This is a genomic window from Nocardiopsis camelliae (assembly GCF_028993595.1).
GTDB lineage: Bacteria > Actinomycetota > Actinomycetes > Streptosporangiales > Streptosporangiaceae > Nocardiopsis > Nocardiopsis dassonvillei.
Genome location: NZ_CP118614.1, coordinates 3,214,298 through 3,236,024 on the forward strand (window position 1 = coordinate 3,214,298; position 21,727 = coordinate 3,236,024).

The following is a 21,727-nucleotide window of genomic DNA, read 5'->3' on the forward strand; positions in this document are numbered from 1 at the left end:
CCACACCGAACCCCCATGACGTGGTGTTCCCCGAAACCATCGACACACCCAAGGGCATCTCGGAGGCGTTCCCGACCGTGATCGAGGCTCGTTCTCATTGCTTATGAACAAAACCAGCCTTGCGGCCGAGGCGGAGAAATGACATCGACGTCCCCATTGCTAAAGTAATAGGCGATGTGGTTTCGGTGGCCGTCGGCGGGATGGTGTGTCATGAGTGGGGAGGTCTGTCGGGTCGGGGCACTCGGATCCCGTTTGTGTAATCTGTGGCCGAGATGACCTGTGAGATGTAACGCTCACCGTTCTCGTCGGCAGACATCCTGGTTTCCACGATTTCTTCTTCGCCAATCTCTCGGAATAACTTCACGAGCAGATCGACATGGACGAAGTAGAGAAACCTACGACGCTCGCGGTCTGAGGAGACGAATATGCCGTCAAAGAGCTCCTCGTCCTCCGTTGCGGAGATGGCCCAAACGAAGCTGTGGATGATCTGGTTGCAGAGGAAGGTGACGCCAACCTGTGTCTCAGTCGGTTTCTCAAGATCAAAGGATTCCCAGAACTCCGAGCGGTAATGATCGAGAACTTTGCCTATTAATTCGAACCGCTTGACCTTGAGCATCCTCGCTGAAATCTGATCAGATATCCTGCGTGCCTCGTGCAGCTTGCGCATGGCGTATGCGCTGGTCATGATGTCTCGCTCTATAAGAAAACCTGTCCGACCGGTCCATCGGCGCTGTGTCTTCCGCTTCTCAAGACGATCTGCAACACGAATCAGCTCTTCTCGCCACGGAATTGAATCATGGATCATGGGGAAATTATAGGGACACTGCCTCCGGGTACCGACCGACACCCTCCAGGCGGTGCGTATGCGCACCGGAGTGTTGATCGGTTCGCACGCGTAGAGGCCGTGGAGCTGCGTGATCGCGTCGTATTCGTAGAGCACACCCATATGGAAGGCCATGGGCACGGCTGCGGAGGACCCGGTGCCGACCGGCCCGGTTACGCGGTGCGTGTGTCGACCATCTCCGGTTCGAAGGAGACGTTCGCGACCATGGCGCAAGTCTTCATAGGTCAGCGCAGCACCCCCCAGCTCGGTCGGCAGGACTCTGTCGGTCAGCGCGCACTCGAAGCCGCCACATGTCCCAGCCCGCGCGTAGCCAAAAGACAGCGCAGCGGTGGGCGGGGTGGCGGCGGGGTTCGGCAGCGGCCAGCCGTCAGGCGCATGTTCCCGCGACGGTGACTGTCGCACCCCGGTGCGTGCTCTACTTCGAGATGAGGCTTCGCAAGCCCGCCGGCCCTGTGCTGATCCCGCATGGCCCCGACGCGTTGACACTACCCCGGCAACGGACACTGCTGTGGAGGGCCGTTCGGGGCTACACCTGTCTTGTGCCGGGTGTGGTGGAGGTTGTGGCGTGTGCCGGGATCGCCTCCCGTCACCTGCCCTGGAACGCTCTTGCGACGAGCTGGACACACGTCGGCCCCCGGTGGGTGTTCCGGGGGCCGACGTGATGCAGGAGGGTCAGCGGCCTTGATTCTTCACCTGGCGGAGGAAGGTGCTCCACTCGGGAGAGGGGAAGGCCAGCTGCGCGTCGTCGGGGTGCTGGGAGTCGCGGACGGCGGAACCGGTCGGTAGCTCCGCCACCTCGACGCAGTTCTGGCCTCCACCTCCGCTGTAGGAGGACTTGCGCCATGACAGGTTCTGCATCAATGTTCGCTCTCTAACGCCGCCAGGACACCCTGGAGGAACTCACGTGACTGAGCTGGAGTGGACGCCGCGTTGTGTACCGCGTGCCATGTCGCGTTATACCGTGCCAGCTCAGGATCGGTCTCTACGAACAGACTATCCGTGGGAGTCTCGGCGAACCCGATCGAAGGGTCCAGGGGTTCGGGGAAGTCCATGATGACGAAGCTTCCCAGCGTCGCGGCGTGCAGTCCCGCGCTGAACGGCAGGACGTGGATGTGGATGTTCGGCCGGGTCGACACCTCCACCAGGTGCTCGAGCTGCTCTCGTATGATGTCGAGGTCCTGGGGTTGGCGGCGCAGAGCGGCCTCGTCGACGACCGCGTAGTACTCCGGTGGATAGAACCGGGTCAGGATCTGTTGCCGTTCCATCCGAGCGTCCACGTGCCGCTTGATCTCGGCGTCGTCCAAGGCCGCGGTGCCCCGGGCGAGCGCGTCCGCGTAGCGCGGTGTCTGCAGCAGCCCGGGCACGACCTGGCATTCGTAGGTGCGGATCACCGAGGCTTCCGTCTCGAAGTCCGGGAGCGCATGTGTGCCGAACACGTCGCGGTACCGCGACCACCAGCCCCGCTCTCCCGCCTCACGCGCCAAGGAGTGCATGGCTTCGCGGGTTCCCGCGTCGGTGATCTCGTACAGGTCCAGCAGGGCGTCCAGATCAGTGGCCTTGACGGTCTTCAGGTCGCTGGTCTCGATCCGGCCCAGGCGGCTCTTCGGGATGCGGGTGCTCTGCGCGGCCTGCTCCAACGTCAGCTTGTGCTGGGAGCGTAGGCGGCGCAGCTCGGCGGACAACCGCCGTCGACGCACGCTGGGACTGTGGGTGCGCGGTATCCGTCTCATGACACTGATCCTAGCCTTCCCAGTGGGATCATGGATTCCCCTTGACATTTGGGAATCCCTAGTCATGCTTGAAGAGTCAAGGTGGACCGAGCTTCCCAGCTCGCACCCGATACCGCTGCGCCCGCGTGCCATACATGTGGCCAGAGGGCCGTGGCGCATCGAGAGAAGGCGAGGCTCGCAGGCCACCTCAGACGAGAAAGTCCCGGCGACTGTTACAGCAGCCCCGGGACACGGCCTCACCCACGCGTTCTCGACACTCCAGGTGACAACATGCAGGAGAGTACCCAGCTCGGGACAAGCCGGGGTAACGCCCCCAGCCCTTCCGACGCCTTGCCGCGGCTGCCTCGCCGCATTCGCTGCGCCGACCCCAACACGTGGATCGCCGAGTTCGGACACGAACCGCGCCACATCCGCACGGCCGCCCGCTGGCTGTTCCCGCGCTGCGGCTCGCCCGCGAGCCAGCGCAAACGGCTGCTCGAGGCTGTGACAATCCTCCACCGCAACGCCTTGACGCACACCGCCTCCGGCCTGCCGGGCGGGACCGTGCGGATCAGGCTGGAGAAACAGCCCTTCTCCTTCAAGCTGGCGGTGACCGACGACGGACCCCGTCCGGGAACACCGTTGACCTTCCCCGTTCCCACCGAGGCCCCTTCCGCCGAAGGGCGCCCCGAACGGCAGAGGAGCGGGCTACAACGCCTGGCCGAACTCGCCCTGTACTGGGAGTGGGACGGCTGCGCCGGAGGCCCCGTCACTGTGTGGGGGATCTTCGACCGCCACCTCCCGCCCACGCGATAGCAGCCGCGCCGCGGACTGGGACCTTCGCCACGGCCCCGAGCACGACGAAACCGCCCGCGCCCTTCAGCGCGGGCGGACCACCGCCCGGCCACCGTGCCGACGAGCCCTCTACGCCCGCTTCCACGGCCCCGAGCACGCGTGCCCGCTGATCGCACTCACCCCCGGCGGTAACACCACACACCCTGACCGGCACCTTAAGGCTTTCCACCGAGGAACACGAGGACCAGCCGTACAGGCCGTACCCCCGTGCGCCTCACGACCTTCAGAGAGGAACCCCTGTTGCCTCTGCCCCCTGGACCGACGACACCCGCTCTCCGAACCCTCCGCGTACTCACGCCAGGAGAGGTCGCCCAGACCTTCCGCGTGGACGCCAGAACCGTCTCCCGGTGGGCCAAGGAAGGCCGGATCACCAGCTTCCGAACCCCTGGTGGCCATCGCCGCTTCCTCAAGCACGAGGTGGACGCATTACTGGTCGCGAGCACCTCCCTCACCCGCTGACCCTCACCCCCGACGACGAAGAAAGCACCCTCATGTCCAGGTCCATGCTCTACCTGCTCAACGTCTCCAACGCCTCCCGGCTCAGCGCCGACTCCGGGTGGATCTACGCCGACATCCTCACCCCGGCACTCACCGACGCCGGATACGACGTCACGCTGGTGTGCCCCATCCCGGTCACCGACACCCGCGTCCGCCACATGGTGCCCCCACCCGCGGCCACCAGCAAGTACCGCGTGCGCCTCACCCACGACGTCGGCTACCTCGCCCAGCTCCTGCGCGCCACCCGCCCGGACACCGTCGTGGTCAACCAGATCGAGGCCGCCCCCGCTGTCCGCACCGCGATGCTCGACGCGGGCATCGACGCCCAGGTCGTCGGCTACTGCCACTACCTGCCCTTCTCCGTCGACGAACACGGGCACCTGGTCAAGGACGCCTCCCTCAGCGACGGCGGCCTCGAAGTCCCCCTCCGTCTGGCCTTCGCCAGCGGCCTGGCCGCCTGCGACCGACTCCTCGTCCACTCCCGCACCGCCCGGGACTGGGTCCTCCAGGCCTCAGCCACCTACCGGGCCGGCGTCGACGACCGGGTCCACATCGTGCCGCCTCCCCGCGATCCCCGCCTGGTCCGCTCCGACGCCACCGCTCCCGAGCACCCGACAGGTCTGTACAACCACCGGCTCTACCGCCACTACGGCACCGGCCACTTCGTCGACATCGCCCAGCGGGTCACTGCCAACGGCCTCGCCCTCCGCGTCATGGACCTCTTCGGCCGCCGCGACCCCAGCCGCATCGCCCTGGACCCCAGCCCCGAACACGCCCTCGCCCGACTCTCCGCGACCCCCGGAGTCACCGTCTGCACCGATGGCGGCGACCGCGAACGCTACCGCTCCTTCCTCGCCGAGAGCACCCTCGGGTTCGCACCCCTGCGCCCCGGCTGTACCTGGTCCATGTCGATCATCGACCTGCACGCCATGGGCGTTCCCGTCATCGCGCCCCGGATGGCGTGGATGGCCGAGGCCGTCCACCAGGACCTGCTCTTCGACCCCCACGACCTCGACGGAGCCGTCAAGCTCGCCGACCGCCTGGTCCAGGACCCCGCTTTCTGGTCCGCCCACAGCCGCCACGCCCACGACTCCACCCGCCACCTCGCCCCCGAGCACGTGGCCGCCCGCTACCTGGAGGCGATCGCGTGAACCCCCGCCCCGACGCGGTGATGCTCTCCTTCGACGAACCCCTCGCCAACGACCTGCACACCCGCCTGGAACGTGTCCTGGAGCGCCCGGTCAAACGCCTGCACGGCGTGGTCGGCATGCGCCGCGCCTACCGGCTCGCCGCCGAACTGGTCGACACTGACGCCTTCCTCCTCGCTGACGGAGACTTCCACATCCACACCACCTTCACCCTCGAACCCGATGCCCTGGGCGAGGACGTGGCCATGCGGGTGTGGAAGGCCGCCAACCCGGTCACCGGCCGCGCCTACGGCTACGGCGGGATGAAGCTCATCAGCCGTGACGCCCTCCGCCACCTGGGCGAGGCCGTCGACGTCCTCGCCGCCCTCCCCGGGCGGGTGGAGTTCCTCGACCAGGTGGCGGGCACCACCCGTTTCGACCAGAGCCCCTACCACGCCTGGAAGGCCGCCTTCCGGGAGGTCGCGATGCTCACCCGCGGCTGCGAGTACGGGGCCGACACCGACACCACGCGCGAGCAACTCAGCGCCTGGTCCGCCCCGGCCGGAGGCCGCTTCACCCGTTGGGTCCAACGCGGTGCGCGCGACGGCACCGCCTTCGCCCGCAGCACACCCGACGACGCCCCCGCCTGGCAGCGTCTGAACGATCCTGTATGGCTGCGCGCCCGGTTCGACGCGGCCTGTGCCCAGGAGCGGTCGTGAGGCGGGCCGTGGCGCTGGTCGAACCGGCCACCGAACACGCGGGGCACTGGCAGCACGCCCTCACCCACCTCGCCCGTGCCGCCGCCACCGCAGGCCACCAGGTCGCGGTGATCACTCTCAACGGAATGCCAGCCCACGTACACACCCTGCTCCAAGAGCACGGCGTCCGAGTGGCCACACGACCGGAGGGCGTCAAAGCCCGCCTTCTCCTCGCCCTGGGGAAGGGCGCGCAGCGCTCCGCCGCGAGGGCACGGCACCTGCTGCCACACCGGCGACTCCCGCACCAGGTCACCCTGGTCGCCCGATGCCTGACCGAAGCCGCCTCCCTGCACACCGCACGTCACCTGCTGGGCCGCACCCCCGAGACCGCCGTCATCCTTACCGCCAGCGAGGCCCTCCACGGCCTGGCCCGCGCGTTGTCCCGGACACCGCACCTGCGCGTGGTCCACGAGGTCAACACCACCGAGGACCGCATCGTGCGGGCACTCGGACGCCTCGTCCCGCCCAGGCGGGTCCTCGCCCTGTGCCCGACGCGGTCCGTGGAGGACGAGGTACGCGAACGCTTCCCCGCGCTCAGGACCGCGGTCCACCCCTTCGCCCTCGCCAACCCCGACGAGCGCATCAGCCCGAGCGAACGCACCCGCGCACGACAGGCCCTCGATCTGCCGGAGAGGGAAGCCGTCCTGTGCCTGGTGGGCGGATGGTGGCCGCACAAGGACATGGCGACCGTGACCACCGCTCTGGAACACCTCACCCAGCCCCTTCACGTCCTCGTCGCGGGCAGCCCCACCGATCCGGACCTGCTCGACCGTATGGCCAGAGCACCCGGCGTCGACCTCCGCGCGCTACCCGGCCCACTGAACCCCGCGGACATCCGGCAGGTCTACGCCGCCAGCGGCTTCACCGCCGTCATCCGGTGCCCAGGAGTGGGCAAGGAGTCCGGGCTGGTCGCGGACTGCGCCCGCTTCGGCGTCCCGCTCCTGCTCTCCGACCACGACCCCGACCTGACCGGGCGCGTCCGGACCTGGGCCACCGTCGTCCCGCCCCAAGACCCCGTCGCGCTCGCCCACGCCATCGATGAGGCCGCGACGCACCCGCCGTTGACACCTCCGCCGACAGCGGCTGAGGACCTCGGGCTGCGTACACCGGCCCGGATGCTCGGGCTTCTCCAGAGCCTGGCCACCGAGGAGGAACAGTCATGCCCCCATCGCTGATCGCCGTCATCGGACCCGTCGAGACACACCTGCTCCACGCCTGGGTCGACCACTACCGGACGCTCGGAGTCCGCGACTTCCACCTCGCACTCCACCTGCCCGAGCACGCACCGCAGGGAAGCGAACAGCGCCTGCGGGAGACGCTCGACCGCCTGGGCGTCACCCCGGTACTGGTCGAGCACGGACCCTGGCACGAGACCACGAACGCCAACCTGCGCGATCGCCTTCGGGCCCACGCCGACGCCGAGTGGCACCTGATCGCCGACAGCGACGAGTTCCACACCTTCGCCACCAGCCTCGACGACACCGTGACAGCAGCGAAAACCGCGGGACACACGGTGGTGCGCGGTCTGATGCTCGACCGCGTCACCCGCACCGGACACCTGAACGGATGGCGCCCGCCCGAAGCAGAGACCACGGGAGAGGGCCCGCGAGCACGGTTGGATGCCGCCTACCCCCTGGGCGGCTGGCTCACCCACCGCCTACTGCTGGCGGACCCCCGCAAGATCGTCCTGGCCCGCTCCGGCGTCACCGTCTCCTCGGGCAACCACCGCGCTCCTGGCCACCACCCCGCCCACGGACCGGTCGCGGTGGTCCACCACTTCAAATGGCGGCACGGAATCGACGCCGACCTTCGGCGCCGGATCGACCGCTTCGCCTCCGGCGCCTGGACCGAGACCAGCCCGGCCGTCCGCCACGAGGCCGCCCGACTCCTGGAACACCTGGGTCAGAACGGCGGGCGGATCGATACCGCCGACCCCGTGCTCCGATTCCGTCCCGTCACCCTCGACCGCACCCCGCCCGGCTGGCAGGGCGAAGCCCACCGGATCCTCACCCGGTGGCGGCCGGCCCACGCGGAAACGAACCCGGAGCGATGACCTCCTCGCCCTCACCCTCCGGCGGGTCGAACCTGGCCACGAAGTCCGCCAGCGCCTCCGGCGTGACCGTCAACGCGTTGGCGTCCTGGCGGCGGTTGCGCTCCGACAACCGCCGCAGCAACTCCTCCTGTTCCACGGGGAAGTACAGCAACCTCCACCGCGCCCCCGCCGACTCCACCAGCTTCTTCCACTCGGCCCGCTCAGCACACCGCCACAGACCGTGGTCCACCACCACGTCACGTCCCTCGGCCACCAGTGAGACCAGACGCTCGCGCACCCACTCCACGACCGGGGCCTGGCGCTCGAAGTACTCCCACTCCGGATAGTCCACCCCGTACCGGCCGTGCCGCCGGTGGACCTCCTCGTCCACCGACAACCGCACCACACCGCGCGGCTCCAGCACGGTCCGCGCGTAGGTGGTCTTTCCCGATCCGGTCAAGCCGACCAGCAGGAACACCACAGGGACCCGTCCCACACGTCCTCCCTCCCGGAGCAGCCGATGCACCGCTTCACCCGAGCAACCCTACGAACAACGGTCCGACACACGCCCGAAGTCGTTTCCCCGCGAGCTATCCGGTGGCTGGACCACGAACTCACGCACAGGCCCGTCACCGCCCTCGCCCAGGCACGCTTCAGAGGCCGGTTCCCCGTCACCACCAGCGACATCATCCAGCGCTACCTCTACATCTTCGGCACCTGGGAACCCCACCTGACCGCGTGGATCACCCGCCGCCTCAAACCCGGTCACACCTTCGTGGACGCGGGCGCGAACATCGGCTACTACACGATGCTCGCCTCCCACCTCGTCGGTCCCACCGGGTACGTCGTCGCGATCGAACCCGTTCCGCGCTTTCACCAGCACCTGCGGGCGACCATCCTGCTCAACGGTGCGCGCAACATCCGAACCGTCGCCCAGGCCGTCGCGGCGGAACCCGGATGTGTGGAGATGTTCTTGGCCGACCCAGGCAACCTCGGCGGCACTTCCACGGTCCGGCCGCGTGTCGTGCACGAATCCTTCCATACCAGTGCCGCGCCGCTCACGGGAATCCTCGACCCTGCCGAGGTCCGGAACGCACGGCTGATCAAGATCGACGTCGAGGGGGCCGAAGTCGCAGCGGTGCGGAGCCTCCTGCCCGCGCTCGGAACGCTGCGGTCCGACGCCGAACTGATCATCGAGATCACTCCGCGAGCTCTGGCGAAGCAGGGACTCGACCCGTGCGCCGTGATTGGACCGCTGAGGGAAGCAGGCTTTCACACCTACCGCATCGCCAACGAGTACGACGCGACTACCTATCCCACCGCGATCAGGAGGCCCATCCCGCCGCAGAGGTGGGAGAAACCGGTCGCAGAGATGAGCGACCTGGTGTTCTCCCGGGTCGACGCGGACTACCTCTGAACAGGAACGTAGCTGCCCAGTAGAACACGGTGACTATTTCGATCGGTGGGGTTGAAGGTTCTCGCCCAGCCAAGGGAACATCGACCACCCTCAGCGAAAAGGGCACCTATTCGCTGGGCTTTGGGGTGTTTTGTGACTAATTGTGCAGAGTGGGTGAGAAGCGCAGTTTCGAGGGCGTATGACCTCGGGGCCATTGACACTCACCCATGGCCGCACAGGAAGAACCGGCCTCGTTCGCGGGGTCGCTGACGAGAGAAAAGGGTGCCCCGAGCCGGTGCTGCGAACACCGGCCCGGGGCGTGATTCCCACCTGAGTACAGCAGGAGGAAACCGTGGAGAAGCATAGCGGGCGGCACCGCAGGCGCCGTCAGGGTTGGGGCGAACAGGTGCGCTGGGTTCTCGGGGTGGTGCTCGCCGCGCTGTTCTGCGGCCCCACCGGTCCGAGTACACGACTGGCGGCCGAGGTCCGCCCAACGCTGCCCTCGCGGCGTGTGCGGGGAGACCGTGAACCGGTCTCGGTGCGGGCTGCGGCCAAGGGGAGCGCGAATGTTCCTCGGCCCCGGCCCGGAGAGGAACAGCCGAGGGAGGCTCCGGTGAGGGTGCCGCCGCAGCGGACCCCGTACACGGGACCACGTGGGTGGTGTGAGGACGACGAAGGGGTGCGTGGGGTACGCCCCTATCTTGCTCGGCACGAGGACCGCGTCGTCCGTGCCCACAACAGGGGAGGCGTGCAGGGGAACCGAGGCAGGGAAACAGCGGGTGGCCGAGGCCCGGCGACGTCACCACCTTCCGGCTCTGGGGGCGGTGGCAAGGGTGAGTTCGCTGAGCTGGCCGATCTGGTGCGGCGCTGGCAGGCGATCACCACCTGAGAAGAAAGAACCCACTCCGGGGCGGCGCTGACTGTGATCACGGGTCGGTGACGCCCCGGCCCTCACGTGGCGGAGACCAGAAGAACCTCGTGTCAGGGTGTGGGCCGTTGGAGGGCCTGTGACTCCGCCTGTGACTCCGCCTTTCCAGGGGCCTGTGACTCCGCCTGTGCCTCCGCCCATGGGTGGGCCGCTGTGATCGGCCCACCTCGCGAGCGTTATCAGTACAGGTGGGAGCCGCTGCGGGTGGGCCGTTGGAAAGCCAGACTTATACCCCAGTGGGTAGTCCCCTTCACGTAGGCGGGCGGGTCCGCCCCGACAAGCGGGGGCGGAACCGCCCGCCTACGTCTACCGTGGCCCTCGCTCACCTGTGCCTGCCCCCACCCCTCCGCTGTGTTTCCTCCCTGACCGCCTCTCTGCCCTCTCTTCCTCTAGAGCCAGACCAGGGGCGTGCAAGTTCTGTCACCTGCCACGCGCAAGCTTCCCCTGGCCGAGAATCCTTGGAAGAAAGGATTTTCTCCTCTCAGGTGGTATTCGCGATCCCTCTCCATTGAGAGTTGTTCTGGTGTGGTCGAGGTGGGCGGAGTGCTCTCACCTGCCGAGTGGCAAAGCGCGGGTTCCTGCTCCTGTGAGAAGTGCATGCGCGCTTTTTCTCCGACTTCCTTGGAAGCGGGAAGGTGGGGTGTGAACCTCCACTGAACCCGAAGTGAACCCCTGGCCAGCGCATGGGCCACCGACTGGGCCAGCGGGTGGGCCACTCTTAGCTGGCCCACCCTTAACCATGCTGCTGTGCAGCTCAGAGGGCATATGGGTGGGCCAATGGGCGTCCAGACTTATACCCAAGTGGATAGTTCTCCTCACGTAGGCGGGCGGGGCGCCCTCGCTCACGGGCGAGCGCGCCCGCCCCTCCCGCCTCCATGGGCGCTCTGCTCGCGCGGTATCCCTTCTTTCTTCGCCTCTTTCTCAGCGAAAGTCTTTCGGCTTCATCGTGAGAGATAAAGCTGATCCCTTATTCCTGTGTAGAGCCCAAGATCGACCAGCTCCGGGCGCTGCATCACAGCGTTCCCTGTTGATTCCTACCACGTGTTTTTTGTTGTCTCACGTCGTGTTTCGCGCGGCCTCGTCTGCCAGCGGTACGCGGTGGCGGAGGCCCAGCCGCGTGAGGTTCTGAGGTTGGGTGTCGCATCTTCATCGGGTGCGTCTTCATAGGGGTTCATCAGGGCGAAAAGGCCCACGGCAACGAGGAGAGAGGCGGAGGCGCGATGGCGAGGAGAAGCGTCGCTCGGGAACGGGGTGGTTCGCGGCGGGTTCCAAGCCCATGGTGTGGCCCCGGGACGCGGGCGGGCGGTGTGGGGCTGTCAGCGCCCCGACGTCGGCCCCACCGCGCGGCAGGGCCCCAGGCATCCTGGGGCGGGCCGGTCGGCGCGGACCGGCCGCGTGGCGGGCTCGGTGGGCCCCGCGTCGTTGACCCCTGGAACGGCCCTGATCAGGACGGTGGCAGGAACAGGACGATGCCGGGCGTATCGGATGGGCGGGCGGGGGTGTGCGCCCATCGGACGACGTTCCTGCTGAATCCGCTTGACCACCTCTACGAGGTCGAGCGTGGATGCGTGGTGCCCCGCCACACGCGGGGCCGTACGCCGTATCCGCACAGCTCAGAGGTGGTAGCGAAGTGGGTCGTGTGGGCGTGAGTACTCCGGTCATGGCGGCCGAGGTCGGTTTGCTGTCGGTAGTTGGCGGGTGTGGTGTGCGTGGTGAGCGAGACGAAGGTGAGGCCGTGTATGGCCGCGCGTGAGGGGTCCACGTTCAAGCGGTGCGGATGCCGCGACGAGAGCACCGGTAGGGCGTTGGGGGTCAGGTGTCCGCAGCTCAAACGCCGGACCGGGGGCTGGAACCCGGCCCATGGGGCGTGGGCGTTCCAGTACGAACTTCCCCCGACCAGTCAGGGTGGGCGCCGCCAAGCCCGCCGCGTCGGATTGACCTCTCAGGAGCAGGCCCGGAAAGGACTGGAACACGTTAAGGCGCTCATCGCCCTGGCGGAGAAGGACCCCACGGTCGAGATACAGATCGCTGACCTGGTCCAGGCGGCGTTGAAGCAACGCCGCCCACTCCCGGACCTGGAGGAGGCGCGCAAGCGGGTGGCGATGGCGGTGGACGTACGCACCGAACCACCCACCCTCGCCGCCTGGCTGGGGGAGTGGTTGAAGAGCAAACCCGACCTGGCCGCGGGAACCCGGACCTCCTACGCCGGGCACATCCGAACCTACCTCGCCCCGCACCTGGGCCAACTCAGGCTGGACAAGCTCCAGGCTCACCACGTCGAAACGATGTTCGCGGCCATCGAGGAGACCAACGCTCACATCCTGGAGTGCCGTGAGTCCGACGATGTGAAGGTGCGGGCCTCGGTCAGGGGGCGCCGGGTGATCTCGCTGTCCACCAAGCACCGCATCCGCGCCACCTTGCGCAGTGCGTTGTCCGAAGCCGTCAGGCGTCCGGACCTGCCGGTGTCGGTGAACATCGCCTCGCACGTACGCCTGCCCTCCTGTCCCAGGAAGCGTCCGCTGGTGTGGACACCCGACCGGGTGCGCCAGTGGAAGAAGGACGGGACCGTGCCGGGGGAGGTGATGGTGTGGACACCAGAGCAGACCCGTGCCTTCCTGGTGCACGCGAGGAAGTATCCGTGGCTGTACCCGATGTTCCACCTGATCGCGGTCAAGGGTCTGCGCCGAGGAGAAGCGGTTGGACTGCCCTGGTCCAACACGAGGTTGACCGACGGGCAGATCGACATCCGCGTCCAGGTCGTCCAACTCGCGTGGGAGACGATCACCTCCACCCCGAAAAGCGCAGCGGGGCAACGCACCATCACCCTGGACGCCGACACCATCAAGGTGCTGCGGGCCTGGAAACGGTTCCAGAACGAAGCCCGACTCAAGACCGGTACGGGCTGGACGGACAGTGGCCTGGCCTTCACCCGTCAGGACGGTTCGGGGTGGCATCCGGGGCAGGTCAGTGACTGGTTCCTACGCATCGCCAGGGCCGCCGGGCTGCCGCCGATCACGTTGCACGGGCTCCGCCACGGCGCCGCCTCGCTCGCGTTGGCCGCGGGCACGGACGTGAAGGTGGTCTCGGCCGAGCTCGGGCACGCGACCACGCACTTCACCCAAGACACCTATCAGTCGGTGTTCCCGGACGTGGCCAAAGCGGCGGCCGAGGCCACCGCCGCGCTGCTACGAGGCTCGTCTCCGGTGAGGGCCGGGTAGCCGAACCGTCGAGCACACCCCGAGCCACACGGCACCACCGACCCCAGGTCAGTTCACGGGTTCATCCCGGCTGGCCTGGGGTTTCCTCGTGCTCGGGAGCGGTGGCCGATCGGATCAAAGGTCTCATGGGAGATGCTCCGTATGTCCCTCTCCCCATACCCATAGAATCCGCTTGCTGGTCGGTGTGTCTGGCTATTCGAGAGTGAGTACCTTGACGTTCCCCGACCTCGCCAGAGCCGTCGTTTGGTCGCAAGAGCTTCAATGGCTGTGGTAGCGCTACGAGATGCGTGCTGGCCCCTCGTCACCACTTTCACATGCATTTCGCGCCGAACGGTTTCTCGTAGATTATCCAGGTCGAACACTGGTTGAGTTTTCTGACATACCAACTCATCCGGTGTGAGGCGCGCAAAAACGCCCTTTCCTGGGAGAAGCACGTTCTTTGCTGGAGTGAAGTTTGGCGCGAGGATCCCTGGTTTTTACTACTGCAATATAGTCGAAAAGGTTTTCGAAAGCTTCGTCTTGCGTTATCAAAAAATAACGATTCAGATGCTTGATGCGTAACCTTATGTCAGAGGCTTGTTTAACTCGAAACACAAACCAATAGGGGTCTTTTTGTGCTTAGGTTTCGGAGAGCCTATTTGCACTTTCTAAATCCTTCTCTGGGGCATGCACCGGTTCCTACAGACTCCATACTCGCCCTAGTGCGTCATCCGCCAGAAAGTCCGCCCTAGATTTAATCTGGTCATTAGACGGATAATCGATTGAACTAGTCTCCCAAGCGGCGAGTTCTCGATCGAAGTACGCACGACCTTTTCTCAGATCCCCAGCCTTGGAGGACAGTGGGGCGTCTCCCAGGTCACTGTTCAATCCAGTAGTAAGCAACGTCAGATTGCCTATCGAATAAATAGGGTCGCGGTAGTCCGTTGAAGCGAGCGACTGTGGCTTGATATGCTCAATGGTCCACGTTGCCAAGTTTTGGCCCGCAGGCAGTAGTTTATCATGCTTCGCGAACGACATTAGTACGTAAGCGATAAACAACTTTCGGGCCTTCATCTTCTGTGCTTGCTTCAACTGAAGCGAGGGGGCATAGAATAGTGAGAGAAACGCTTGGTGGGCCCTCGATCTATCGGGCAGGCTGGCTCGCAGTTTTTCTTTCAAGTCCTCGATGGCCGCTGCGAAATCACTGGTAGATCTTGCTTCCTCTAGGCGAACTGCAAAACGGTTGTAACGAGCACGAGTGCCGCCTGTGGAACCACTGCTGGTTAGGGCTGAAAATTGAAAATGAAATGCTTCCACGAGTCTCAGTACTTCTATGAGCTGCGACTCCTTGAAGAGCTTAGTTTCCTGATATTTGCGGACTGCGGCAAGAACTGTCGAGTTGGCTACAGAGACATTGAAAATGGCAAGGGCGCGAATGCTGTCAACAAATTCCGGAATCGCGAAAGCATTGCGGACTCCATTTTTCTTTTGCTGGACCTGCAAATGCTCAACATCTAGCCATTTGTAAGTTTTTGAGTCTATTTCAAGCTCGTTTAGGTAGGACAGGTGTTTAGCTGAATCGCCTCTAACGATGTTGCTGATCTCTTTGAATAGTTCGGGCTCCTTCACGGCGGTTCTTCGCGAATTCCAAGACTGCCAGATGAATCGATCGACGGAATCCGCGTTTACGTGTTCCATTTGCACGCGGTCAACGAGTTGTTCCCATCGCCCAGAAATTGCCTGGCGGTCGTTAGAATCTTCGGCTCCACCTCGGATCAGTAGATTCTTTGCGAGGTCGGAAAGCCGCAGTTCTGAACCGCGCGTGTTCAGTGTTTCGAAGACCAAAAACCCGTCTTCTTCGGATGCCAACTCAACTTGGATCAAGCGTGCCTTTAGTGCGTTTGATCGGATTACCTTAAGGCGTTCGATCTGCTCGTTCGGTGTCTTATCTGAGACTTCTTCGAGCACCTTCGACTCGAAGAAAGTTCTAGCTTCCCCGATTCGCTTGGCACTTCCGTTCCATCTTATCCCGGATGGAATTGCGTTTGGGTTCTGTATCTCTTCGTAGAACATTCTCTCCGGGCGGCGCAAAACGGGGTAATTGTTGCCGTCATCGTCTTTGGTTACCAAGTATTTCTGGGTTGCCTCCGCCTGGCTCCTGGCCATCTCCGGATTGAATTCATTGGTGCCGGTGTGTGTGGCGGCAAATCCGCTGAATGCATCGCGTACAACAGAAAGGAGAATTGCGCTCGTGGTGAGTCTTTGCTGGCCATCAATTATTGAGTATGTGTCATTGAATAGCTCTCTCTTTTCACTAACCCATGTCACGGTAGATCCGAAGAAAAAATCGCCCTTCGCTAGGATTACGTCGTCCCAATACTCGACGAGCTGATCCTCGGACCAGCTGTAAGGCCTCTGAAAATTGGGAACTTCATACAGGCATTGCTGGAAACACGTTTGCACGGTCCGAGTCTGGCTTTTAATGGGAATTAGATCATTGTTCAAAGTTGCCTCGGCCATCTCTCGTTGCCACTCCTTGTTGCGAACCACGTTGACTCGAAGCATAGCGTAATCTTGCAGCTTTGAACATCTGCGCGTGACGACTTATCGCTGTGAGTCGTGTTTGAGAGGGGCCAGGAAATGATGTCCCGGCTTGTCCAAGCGCCTTGTGTAGCAGCCGCGCTTTGCTAGGTGACCTGCGGGTACAGGTATAGGAGCGGTTGTGTGAGAGGGGCGAGCTGGTGGTACTGGAGGGCTTTGGTTCAGGGGTGGTCTCGCCAGTCCTGCCAATAGAGCGTGTGTTCGAAGGTGAGCTGAGTCGGGTCCAGGGTACTGAGCAAGTTCTTGATTGCAGCGACGGTCATCCGAACGTAGCCGGGGGTAAGGGGCGCCGGTTAGTCAGCGCTGATCAGGTTCGGCGCCTGGGTGCTTATGGCAGGCCAAGCGCATACGGTGGCCATCGCACACGCCATCAGAGAAGCATTATCGGGGCCGTGTGGCGACGGATCGCCTCGTACGGATGAACGTGGGTCTGGTCCAACCCGAATAGATCTCTGACGAACTCGAAACCTTCCTTAGCTTGTTCTTTAACCTGCGCGGTTCCTGTGCTGTGCGAGGGTGAGGTCGCGTTTGACGGTTTTGCCGACGTCGTAGCGGGACGCCGGGCGGCGGTTCTTCGAACCGGGCGGTCGTCCGGGACCGGGCCAGGAGGGTTTCGGTGCCCTGGCCGGACGCGCCGCCTTCACCCGCAGGTGGCGAAACCCCCGCCGGACCCGGGCGGGGGTGAGTCGGCCCGGCTCAGCGGGCCGCTCCCAGGGACGGCGCAGATCCTCGGCCAGCGGGCGGGCCAGACGCAGCTGGGTGTGCGCGGCGATGACCAGCCAGGTCCACCGGTCGGCCGCCTCGCAGGAGCGCACCCTCGGGCAGGTCCAACCCAGGGTCTGCTTGAACAGGCGGAAGGTGTGCTCCAGATCGAAGCGGCGCAGGAACGCCTGCCACAGCACATCGACCAGCTCGCCGCTGGCTCCGGTGACCGATGACCACAGCCACACCGGCTTGGGGTCCCGGTCGCCGGGCAGGTGCTCGACCTCCAGGCGCACCAGGGTCCCCTCAACGACGGGCAGGTTTCCGTCGTGGTCCAGCCAGGGGCCGCGGTGGGTAAGCCGGGGGTGCAGCCGGTCCCACGCCCGGGCGTGGGCGGTGCCGTAGCGGGTGGTTTCAGTCACGGTGGCCTGGTCGGGGGCGTGCCAGCTGTCCGGCTCGGCCAGGGTGAATACCCCGCCGTGCTTGCGCGGGCGCCCGATGGTGCCTGGGGGCCGGGGCGGTGCGGGTCGCAGCATGACGCGGTCGGAGCGGATGCGGCCCACCAGTTCCACGGGCAGGTCGGCCAGGACGAAGGCCAGACGGCACACGTCGTAGCCGGAGTCCATGACGATCAGGATGTCGGCCTCGCCTTGGCGCCAGTGCCCGGCGGCGATGAGGCGGGTGACGACCTCGCGCAGCTGGGCCGCAGTGACGGCGGTGGCGTCGTCGGCCGGGCCCAGACGGACCGCGTCCAACAGGGCGGTCCACGAGGTGCGGCCGGTCTCCAGGGCGGCGACGAAGGAGTAGGGCCAGCCGGGGATGAACTGCGAGGTGTTCTTGGAGCGGCCGTAGACGTGGCAGAACAGCCGGTCGGGGCTGCACGGTGCGTCGGGACGCAGCCAGGGCGAGACGTCCACGGCGAGAACGATCCGGCCGTCGGCCGCCCGGGGCAGGGGTAGTTCGGCCAGCGAGCGCCGCAACCTGCCAGTGTCCACCTGGCCGTGGTTCAGCGCGTCATACATCGCGCCGTGTCCGCGCCGGTGCTCGGCCACCAGTGTCAGATCGACCAGCGAGCTTACCGGCCCGTCGGAGCACAGCATCGCGTCGCACAGCTCGAACAACGTGTCTGCCCGGCGGGGCAGACAGTCGTGGAACTCGCTTCGAAACCAGGACAATGTGGGCAACGCCTCGACGCCGACGGCGTCATCCATCAGACTCATCACAGCGGCCGTTCCTCGGTACTTCGTGACTCGACATCTCGAAGCGTGAGGGATGGCCGCCACTGTTGTCCGGGGAACGGCGAACCCCGACAAGAAACGATCTTGCCGGGGTTAAAGAACAAGCTTAGAGGGCGTCTGAAAAGGGTCAGGATGATGTTTGTGCCAGGCGGTGCAGCAGGGTCATGCTCATTGCGAGGTAGATGACGTTCTCGGAGTTCGCGGCCAGGTACTCGTAGTCCTTCGAGGTACGCCGGTACTTTCCCAGCCAGGCGAACGTGCGCTCGACGACCCACCGGCGCGGCACCACCGCGATCCGGGTCACCTCACGCGCAGGAGCATCCCGCGGAGCCCAGGTGCCCCGGAAGCCGCCGTCACGCTGCTGGGCGATCTGGACGGTGACGTCCACTGTCCGACGCGCCCACTCCGCCAGGGACAACAGCATCATCGCGCCCTGGCGATCCCCCGCGTTCGCGGGGTTGACACAGGCGGTGAGCACGGTGCCCCTCGTGTTGACCAGCAGGTGACGCTTGATTCCGTTGATCTTCTTGCCTCCGTCGTAGCCGTGCGACCCGCCGCGGTCGGTGGCCTTGACGCTTGGGGAGTCGATGATCCCCGCGCTGGGGTCGGGGTCGCGGCCGTTGCGGATCCGTTCGCGTCGGCGCAGATGGTCCAGGATCTGCTCCCAGCGGCCCTCGATGCGCCACAGCCTCCAGTAGTGGTAGACCTTCTGCCAGGGTGGGGAAGTCGTGAGGCAGCAGCCTCCACGCGCACCCGGCTCTCATTCAGTAGGCCAGTGCGTTGATGCTTTTGCGCCGTTCGTGCAGGACGGGGCGTCCACACGGTTTGGGCGCGGGGATGACAGGGGCGAGGAGCTCCCACTCGGTGTCGGACAGGTCAGTGGGGTACGAGGTACGTCCGGGCACCATCGGCCTCCGAACGCAGGGGATTCACTCCTCCAGTCTGCACCGCTCTGACCCTTTTCAGACGCCCTCTAAGCTTGTTCTTTAACCCCGGCAAGATCGTTTCTTGTCGGGGTTCGCCGTTCCCCGGACAACAGTGGCGGCCATCCCTCACGCTTCGAGATGTCGAGTCACGAAGTACCGAGGAACGGCCGCTGTGATGAGTCTGATGGATGACGCCGTCGGCGTCGAGGCGTTGCCCACATTGTCCTGGTTTCGAAGCGAGTTCCACGACTGTCTGCCCCGCCGGGCAGACACGTTGTTCGAGCTGTGCGACGCGATGCTGTGCTCCGACGGGCCGGTAAGCTCGCTGGTCGATCTGACACTGGTGGCCGAGCACCGGCGCGGACACGGCGCGATGTATGACGCGCTGAACCACGGCCAGGTGGACACTGGCAGGTTGCGGCGCTCGCTGGCCGAACTACCCCTGCCCCGGGCGGCCGACGGCCGGATCGTTCTCGCCGTGGACGTCTCGCCCTGGCTGCGTCCCGACGCACCGTGCAGCCCCGACCGGCTGTTCTGCCACGTCTACGGCCGCTCCAAGAACACCTCGCAGTTCATCCCCGGCTGGCCCTACTCCTTCGTCGCCGCCCTGGAGACCGGCCGCACCTCGTGGACCGCCCTGTTGGACGCGGTCCGTCTGGGCCCGGCCGACGACGCCACCGCCGTCACTGCGGCCCAGCTGCGCGAGGTCGTCACCCGCCTCATCGCCGCCGGGCACTGGCGCCAAGGCGAGGCCGACATCCTGATCGTCATGGACTCCGGCTACGACGTGTGCCGTCTGGCCTTCGTCCTGGCCGACCTGCCCGTGGAACTGGTGGGCCGCATCCGCTCCGACCGCGTCATGCTGCGACCCGCACCGCCCCGGCCCCCAGGCACCATCGGGCGCCCGCGCAAGCACGGCGGGGTATTCACCCTGGCCGAGCCGGACAGCTGGCACGCCCCCGACCAGGCCACCGTGACTGAAACCACCCGCTACGGCACCGCCCACGCCCGGGCGTGGGACCGGCTGCACCCCCGGCTTACCCACCGCGGCCCCTGGCTGGACCACGACGGAAACCTGCCCGTCGTTGAGGGGACCCTGGTGCGCCTGGAGGTCGAGCACCTGCCCGGCGACCGGGACCCCAAGCCGGTGTGGCTGTGGTCATCGGTCACCGGAGCCAGCGGCGAGCTGGTCGATGTGCTGTGGCAGGCGTTCCTGCGCCGCTTCGATCTGGAGCACACCTTCCGCCTGTTCAAGCAGACCCTGGGTTGGACCTGCCCGAGGGTGCGCTCCTGCGAGGCGGCCGACCGGTGGACCTGGCTGGTCATCGCCGCGCACACCCAGCTGCGTCTGGCCCGCCCGCTGGCCGAGGATCTGCGCCGTCCCTGGGAGCGGCCCGCTGAGCCGGGCCGACTCACCCCCGCCCGGGTCCGGCGGGGGTTTCGCCACCTGCGGGTGAAGGCGGCGCGTCCGGCCAGGGCACCGAAACCCTCCTGGCCCGGTCCCGGACGACCGCCCGGTTCGAAGAACCGCCGCCCGGCGTCCCGCTACGACGTCGGCAAAACCGTCAAACGCGACCTCACCCTCGCACAGCACAGGAACCGCGCAGGTTAAAGAACAAGCTAAGGGGTTTGGGCTGAAACGGTCGTATGTGGCCTGTCGGGCGGACACGGGGGTGTCCCGGGCACCCCCGCAGGGTCACGGAACGGCAAAGTGCTCCGGGAGGTGGGCCTCCACCTGTACTGGACCCTGCACTGGGGAGCACACATGGAGGATGTCAGGCCCCGATCCGGGCCGCACGCCTCGCCTGTTCGACTCGCACACCCCGTCTGAACTGGGGTTTTGTGGCGCACCCGGCAGGATTCGAACCTGCGACCATCGGATTAGAAGTCCGGTGGTCTGTCAAACGAGCTAGAGGCACGCGACATCTTCGTCCGGGGCGCATCCCGCGCAGTGCTGTTGCCGCCCCTGGTGGCCTATCCGCGAGCCCTACGCCGAGGTGTCCTTGTGTGCCGCAGGGCGGGGAGAGCAGCCCGTGGTCCCGGCCAGGGACCAAAGCTGAGGCCGGGACCACGGGAGCGCGGCAGACGGTGCGGCGGCGCCCCCGGGCGGTCGTGCGGACCCGTCCGCCCCCTCAGAAGCGGCTGCCGGGCCTGGCCACGCTCACCGGGCCGGAGAACCCGCGTGCCGCGTGCTGGGCGCCCTCCTCCCACATGCGGGGGTCGGCGAAGTGGGTGAGGACCAGGTGGTCGACCCCTGCCTCGGCGGCCAGGTCACCGGCCATCGCGGCGGTGAGGTGGCCGTGGCCGGTCAGGGCCTGGTCGTCGGCCTCCAGGTAGGTCGACTCGCACACGAACAGGTCGGCCCCCTCGGCCGCGCGCACGACGGCCTCGCAGTACCCCGTGTCGGAGGAGAAGGAGACCACCCTGCCGCCGTCGGGGTCCTCGAACCGCAGCGCCGCCGAGGGGACGCTGTGGTGGGCCCGGAAGGAGCGGAAGGGGGTCCCCGCCGCCTCGTAGCGGGTCGTCCCGTCCATGGCCATCTCCCTGGGCTCGAAGGACTGGGCGATGGGGCTGTTCATCGTGGGCAGCGTCGGGATGCCGAAGACCGCGTCGAAGGCGGCCAGGCGCTCGGCCTCCCCCTCCGGGTAGTACAGGGGGATGCGCGGCAGCACATCGGGGAAGGTCCACCGGTAGGCCCAGGCCATGAGGTCCAGGCTGTGGTCGGCGTGCAGGTGCGTCACCACGATCCCGCGCAGCCGGTCGAGCCCGTAGCGCGCGCAGTAGGCCAGCAGGGACCCCGGCCCGGCGTCGACCAGCAGGATGCCGTCGTCGGTGTGCAGCAGGTAGCAGGAGGCGGGGCCCTCCGCGGTGGGCGCCGTGGCGTTGGAGCCGAGGATTTCGAGTTCGAGCATGGGT

Annotated in this window: 16 protein-coding genes and 1 pseudogene; 9 read left to right on the forward strand and 8 right to left on the reverse strand. The window is 66.1% G+C overall.

Translation table 11 applies throughout. The features are described 5' to 3' along the window. Positions 1-208 precede the first annotated feature (208 nt). From PV789_RS13995 to PV789_RS14005, 3 genes are all read right to left on the reverse strand, one after another. Positions 209-940 (reverse strand): hypothetical protein, encoded by a 732-nt coding sequence (locus PV789_RS13995; RefSeq protein ID WP_274977845.1) that lies wholly within the window; start codon positions 938-940, stop codon positions 209-211. 576 nt (positions 941-1,516) lie between these two features. Next, on the reverse strand, positions 1,517-1,702 hold the full coding sequence (locus PV789_RS14000) for a DUF397 domain-containing protein (RefSeq protein WP_274977846.1): 186 nt from the start codon (positions 1,700-1,702) through the stop codon (positions 1,517-1,519). Beyond that, a complete protein-coding gene (locus PV789_RS14005; protein WP_274977847.1) occupies positions 1,702-2,574 on the reverse strand; it encodes a helix-turn-helix domain-containing protein in 873 nt (290 codons plus the stop codon). Before PV789_RS14005 ends, PV789_RS14000 begins: the two co-directional genes overlap by 1 nt. Before the next feature lie 330 nt (positions 2,575-2,904). Between PV789_RS14005 and PV789_RS14010 the strand changes: the two genes are divergently transcribed. The 6 genes from PV789_RS14010 (at position 2,905) to PV789_RS14035 (ending at position 7,844) form a co-directional block, all read left to right on the forward strand. Then, on the forward strand, positions 2,905-3,369 hold the full coding sequence (locus PV789_RS14010; protein WP_274977848.1) for an ATP-binding protein: 465 nt from the start codon (positions 2,905-2,907) through the stop codon (positions 3,367-3,369). A 285-nt stretch (positions 3,370-3,654) separates the two neighbouring features. Then, on the forward strand, positions 3,655-3,867 hold the full coding sequence (locus PV789_RS14015) for a BldC family transcriptional regulator (protein ID WP_081643050.1): 213 nt from the start codon (positions 3,655-3,657) through the stop codon (positions 3,865-3,867). A gap of 32 nt (positions 3,868-3,899) precedes the next feature. Then, a complete protein-coding gene (locus tag PV789_RS14020; RefSeq protein ID WP_248771576.1) occupies positions 3,900-5,057 on the forward strand; it encodes a glycosyltransferase in 1,158 nt (385 codons plus the stop codon). Beyond that, positions 5,054-5,752: a hypothetical protein gene (locus PV789_RS14025; RefSeq protein ID WP_274977849.1), complete on the forward strand. Its 699-nt coding sequence runs from the start codon at positions 5,054-5,056 to the stop codon at positions 5,750-5,752. The genes PV789_RS14020 and PV789_RS14025 overlap by 4 nt, the downstream gene beginning before the upstream one ends. Further along, positions 5,749-6,966 carry a glycosyltransferase family protein gene (locus tag PV789_RS14030; protein ID WP_274977850.1) on the forward strand — a complete coding sequence of 406 codons (1,218 nt, stop codon included), beginning with the start codon at positions 5,749-5,751 and terminating at the stop codon, positions 6,964-6,966. Before PV789_RS14025 ends, PV789_RS14030 begins: the two co-directional genes overlap by 4 nt. After that, entirely contained in the window at positions 6,951-7,844 is an 894-nt protein-coding gene (locus PV789_RS14035) for a glycosyltransferase family protein (RefSeq protein ID WP_274977851.1), read from the forward strand. The genes PV789_RS14030 and PV789_RS14035 overlap by 16 nt, the downstream gene beginning before the upstream one ends. Here the strand turns inward: PV789_RS14035 and PV789_RS14040 are convergent. Beyond that, a complete protein-coding gene (locus PV789_RS14040; RefSeq protein ID WP_231391609.1) occupies positions 7,798-8,319 on the reverse strand; it encodes a P-loop nucleotide/nucleoside kinase family protein in 522 nt (173 codons plus the stop codon). The two genes, PV789_RS14035 and PV789_RS14040, sit on opposite strands and share 47 nt — an antisense overlap. A 24-nt stretch (positions 8,320-8,343) precedes the next feature. Here PV789_RS14040 and PV789_RS14045 point away from each other — a divergent pair, with 24 nt between their 5' ends. Both PV789_RS14045 and PV789_RS14050 read left to right on the forward strand, forming a co-directional pair. After that, positions 8,344-9,240, forward strand: coding sequence for an FkbM family methyltransferase (locus tag PV789_RS14045; RefSeq protein WP_274977852.1), 897 nt, complete (start codon positions 8,344-8,346; stop codon positions 9,238-9,240). Between the two features lie 2,646 nt (positions 9,241-11,886). Continuing rightward, positions 11,887-13,365, forward strand: coding sequence for a tyrosine-type recombinase/integrase (locus PV789_RS14050; RefSeq protein ID WP_274977853.1), 1,479 nt, complete (start codon positions 11,887-11,889; stop codon positions 13,363-13,365). A 678-nt stretch (positions 13,366-14,043) separates the two neighbouring features. Here PV789_RS14050 and PV789_RS14055 read toward each other — a convergent pair. The 3 genes and pseudogenes from PV789_RS14055 to PV789_RS14065 all read right to left on the reverse strand — a co-directional run bounded on the left by PV789_RS14055 (position 14,044) and on the right by PV789_RS14065 (position 18,793). Beyond that, positions 14,044-15,894 (reverse strand): DUF262 domain-containing protein, encoded by a 1,851-nt coding sequence (locus tag PV789_RS14055; RefSeq protein ID WP_274977854.1) that lies wholly within the window; start codon positions 15,892-15,894, stop codon positions 14,044-14,046. Between the two features lie 536 nt (positions 15,895-16,430). Continuing rightward, complete coding sequence (locus tag PV789_RS14060) at positions 16,431-17,867, reverse strand: NF041680 family putative transposase (protein WP_274973233.1); 1,437 nt, start codon at positions 17,865-17,867, stop codon at positions 16,431-16,433. A gap of 145 nt (positions 17,868-18,012) precedes the next feature. Further along, a pseudogene (locus PV789_RS14065) lies at positions 18,013-18,793 on the reverse strand (IS5 family transposase). A 193-nt stretch (positions 18,794-18,986) separates the two neighbouring features. On the opposite strand from PV789_RS14065, the gene PV789_RS14070 reads away from it, so the two are divergent. Continuing rightward, positions 18,987-20,423, forward strand: a complete 1,437-nt coding sequence (locus tag PV789_RS14070) for an NF041680 family putative transposase (protein WP_274973233.1) — start codon at positions 18,987-18,989, stop codon at positions 20,421-20,423. A gap of 520 nt (positions 20,424-20,943) precedes the next feature. Here the strand turns inward: PV789_RS14070 and PV789_RS14075 are convergent. Next, positions 20,944-21,723: an MBL fold metallo-hydrolase gene (locus PV789_RS14075; protein WP_274977855.1), complete on the reverse strand. Its 780-nt coding sequence runs from the start codon at positions 21,721-21,723 to the stop codon at positions 20,944-20,946. Positions 21,724-21,727 lie beyond the last annotated feature (4 nt).